Source organism: Actinomycetospora sp. (genome assembly GCF_055612215.1).
This window is the reverse complement of sequence record NZ_JBVPVA010000249.1, coordinates 1-2,908: the sequence shown is the minus strand read 5'-3', so window position 1 is coordinate 2,908 and position 2,908 is coordinate 1. Positions and strand designations below refer to the sequence as shown.

Genomic DNA, 2,908 nt, shown 5'->3' with positions numbered 1-2,908 from the left:
GCCGCGATCCGCTCGCCCGCCTCGTCGGCGGTGAGGCGCCCCTCGCCCACGGCGTGGTGCAGGCGGGCGACGACGGCCTCCCGCTCGGCGTCCGAGGCCCGCATCACCTGGTCCGGCTCCGACATCGATTCTCCTCGTGGTTCGACCGTGGTGGTCACGCCATGGTCGTCCGGCACGTCGCCCCGCGGGACGCCCGCTGCACGAGAATCCGGTGAGGATCAGGCGCCGGCGGGCGCCTCGACGTGCTCCGGCTCGGCGGTGTCGGGGAGGAGCCGGCCGTTGGCGACCCCGAAGCCGACGCACGCGCCGCCCCCCGAGGGCGCGGTCACGAACGCGGCCCCGCCGTGGCGCTCGGCGACGTCCCGGACGATCGCCAGGCCCAGCCCGGAGCCGGGGAGGCCCCGGGCGGCGTCTGCGCGGTAGAAGCGGTCGAAGACCCGGTCGGCGTCGGCGGGCCGGATGCCGGGGCCGTGGTCGCGCACGGTCGTGGTGCCCCGCTGGACGCGGAGCTCGATCGGCTCCCCGGAATCACCGTCGAACTTGGCTGCGTTCTCGAGCAGGTTCCCCACGGCGCGCTCCAGGCTCGCCCGGTAGCCGCGCACGACGGAGCCGTCGGCGTCGACCACGATCTCCCGGCCGCTGCGCCGTCCCACCCGCTCGGCCACGTGCGCCGCGAGCCCGGCCAGCGCCACCGGCTCCTCGGGCTCCTCGCTGCCGCCGGAGAGGGCGAGCTCGACGAGCTCGTCGACGAGGTGGGAGAGCTCGCGGGTCTCGCCCTGGACATCGGCGACGAGGCGTTCGCGGGCCGCCGGCGGGAGTTCGGCGAACCGGCGCAGCACGCTCGCGTTGGTGCGCAGGCTGGTCAGCGGGGTGCGCAGCTCGTGGGCGGCGTCCTGGACGAGGCGGTCCTGCGCCTCGCGGGACGCGGCCAGACGCTCGACCATCGTCGTGAACGAGGCGGAGAGCCGCCCGACCTCGTCGGTCCCCTCCACGGGGACCTGCAGCGCCTCGACGTCGGGACCTGTCACGCCGCCACGCGCGCTCACCTGCTCGGCCAGCCCGGTCAGCCGCACCAGCCGCCGGGTGATGCGCCCGGCCAGCAGCCACCCGGCGGCCGCGGCGACGAGCAGCACGACGAGGCTCACGACGGCGATCTCGTTGGCCATCCCCTGCAGCACGCGGTTGGAGAGGTCGACGTCCATCGCGACCTGGAGCGCGCCGCGCCCGCTGCCCTGGGAGGTCGTGAGGATGCGGTAGTCGTCGTGCCCGACGGTGATCTCGGTGGTGTCCGTCCGGCCGGCGACGGGTGTGGTGGCCAGACCGCGGGCGACGGCGGTGACGGGCAGCGGGACCGGCCGCCCGCCCAGCACCGTCACGCTTCCGTCCTGGGCGAGGTGGCGCCCGACGAGCATCTGGAGCCGGCTCGGCGAGTCGGGACGGCCGTCCTGGGCCGGCGGGCCGTCGTCGCCGGGCGGGGGTGGAGTGGGGGAGGTGAGCACGCCGGTCTGGTTCTCGGCGAGCGCGGCGGTGGCGGCCGCGAGCGTGGTGTCGTTCGCCTGCGTGATCCGCTCGGCGGCGGCGTGGTAGCTCAGCACCCCCACCAGGCCGGCGACGACCAGGCTGATCAGCGCGAAGGCCAGCGCGAACCGGGCCCGCAGGCTCACGGCCGGCGCACCGTGTAGCCGACACCGCGCACGGTGTGGATCAGCGGGGGAGCCCCGGCCGCGGTGAGCTTGCGGCGCAGGTAGCCGATGTAGACGGCGAGGTTCTTGGAGTCCGCGCCGAAGTCGTAGCCCCAGATGCGCTCGTAGACCGTGGTGTGGTCGAGCACGATCCCCTCGTTGCGCGCGAGCAGCTCCAGCAGGTCGAACTCGGTCTTCGAGAGCGTCAGCTCCTCGTCCGCCCACCACGCCCGCCGCGCGGCCGGGTCGACGTGCAGGGCGCCCAGGCGCAGCGCACCCCGGTCGTCGGGCGCCGCGAACGACGCGCGCCGCAGCAACGCCCGCAGCCGCGCGAGCAGCTCGTCGAGCTCGAACGGCTTGGGCAGGTAGTCGTCCGCGCCGGCGTCGAGCCCGGCGACCCGGTCGGCGGTCTCCTGGCGGGCGGTCAGCATGAGCACCGGGGTCCGGTCGCCGTCGGCGCGCAGCACCCGGCACACCGCGAGCCCGTCGACACCGGGCATCATCACGTCGAGCACCAGCGCATCGAACGACTCCTGGCGGACCCGGGTCAGCGACTCGACGCCGTCGACGGCCGGGACCGCCTCGTAGCCCTCGAGCTCCAGGGCGCGCGCGAGGGACTCCCGAATGGCGCGGTCGTCGTCGGCGACCAGCACGCGCTGCGGCATGGGGCCATCGTGCCAATTCGCGGCCGGTCGTCCCGTCCGGCGGGTCCGGTTCTCACCGGATTCCGACCGTCGGCGGCGTCGGGTGCTCAGGCCAGGCAGGTCAGGGGTCGGCCGCCGTTGTAGGTGACCATGTCGCCCAGGGCGCCGGGGAAGTCGATGGGCCCGCCCCGCTGGGTGGTCGGGACGGTCAGGTCGGCGTAGGCGCGGTGGAGGTTTCCGACGAGGCGCTCGGTGTCGGTCCACTCGGCGTACGGGCCCAGATCGGTGCCGCGGGCGAGCTCGAGGGGCGTGACGCCGGCGGCGTGGCCGTCGCGGGCGAGGTCGCGGACGAAGCGCAGGTAGCCCAGTACGTCGTCGATCATCTCCGGTCCGCCGACGGGGCCGTGGCCGGGCACGATCGTGGCCGCGCCCAGCGGTGTGACGAAGCCTTCGAGGACCTCGATCGCGCCCAGCACCGAGCCGGAGAGCAGGAACGGGGTGCCGCCGTGGAAGAGCAGGTCCCCGGCGAAGAGGACCGAGCGTTCGGGCAGCCACACGACGACGTCGTTGGTGGTGTGGGCG

General features: G+C 75.1%; 4 protein-coding genes. All 4 read right to left on the bottom strand.

Going from position 1 to position 2,908, the window contains the following annotated elements; translation table 11 throughout:
* On the bottom strand, positions 1–104 hold a 104-nt coding region (locus AC0CYZ_RS06855; protein ID WP_472213624.1), incomplete at its 3' end, for a DUF1707 SHOCT-like domain-containing protein.
* Positions 105–218: 114 nt separating this feature from the next.
* Complete coding sequence (locus AC0CYZ_RS06850) at positions 219–1,664, bottom strand: sensor histidine kinase (RefSeq protein WP_472213623.1); 1,446 nt, start codon at positions 1,662–1,664, stop codon at positions 219–221.
* The gene (locus AC0CYZ_RS06845; protein ID WP_472213620.1) at positions 1,661–2,347 is read right to left on the bottom strand and encodes a response regulator transcription factor; all 687 of its coding nucleotides are present in this window, start codon (positions 2,345–2,347) and stop codon (positions 1,661–1,663) included. The genes AC0CYZ_RS06850 and AC0CYZ_RS06845 overlap by 4 nt, the downstream gene beginning before the upstream one ends.
* Positions 2,348–2,433: 86 nt before the next feature.
* Positions 2,434–2,908 (bottom strand): MBL fold metallo-hydrolase (locus AC0CYZ_RS06840; protein WP_472213618.1); only part of this gene is annotated, 475 nt, incomplete at its 5' end.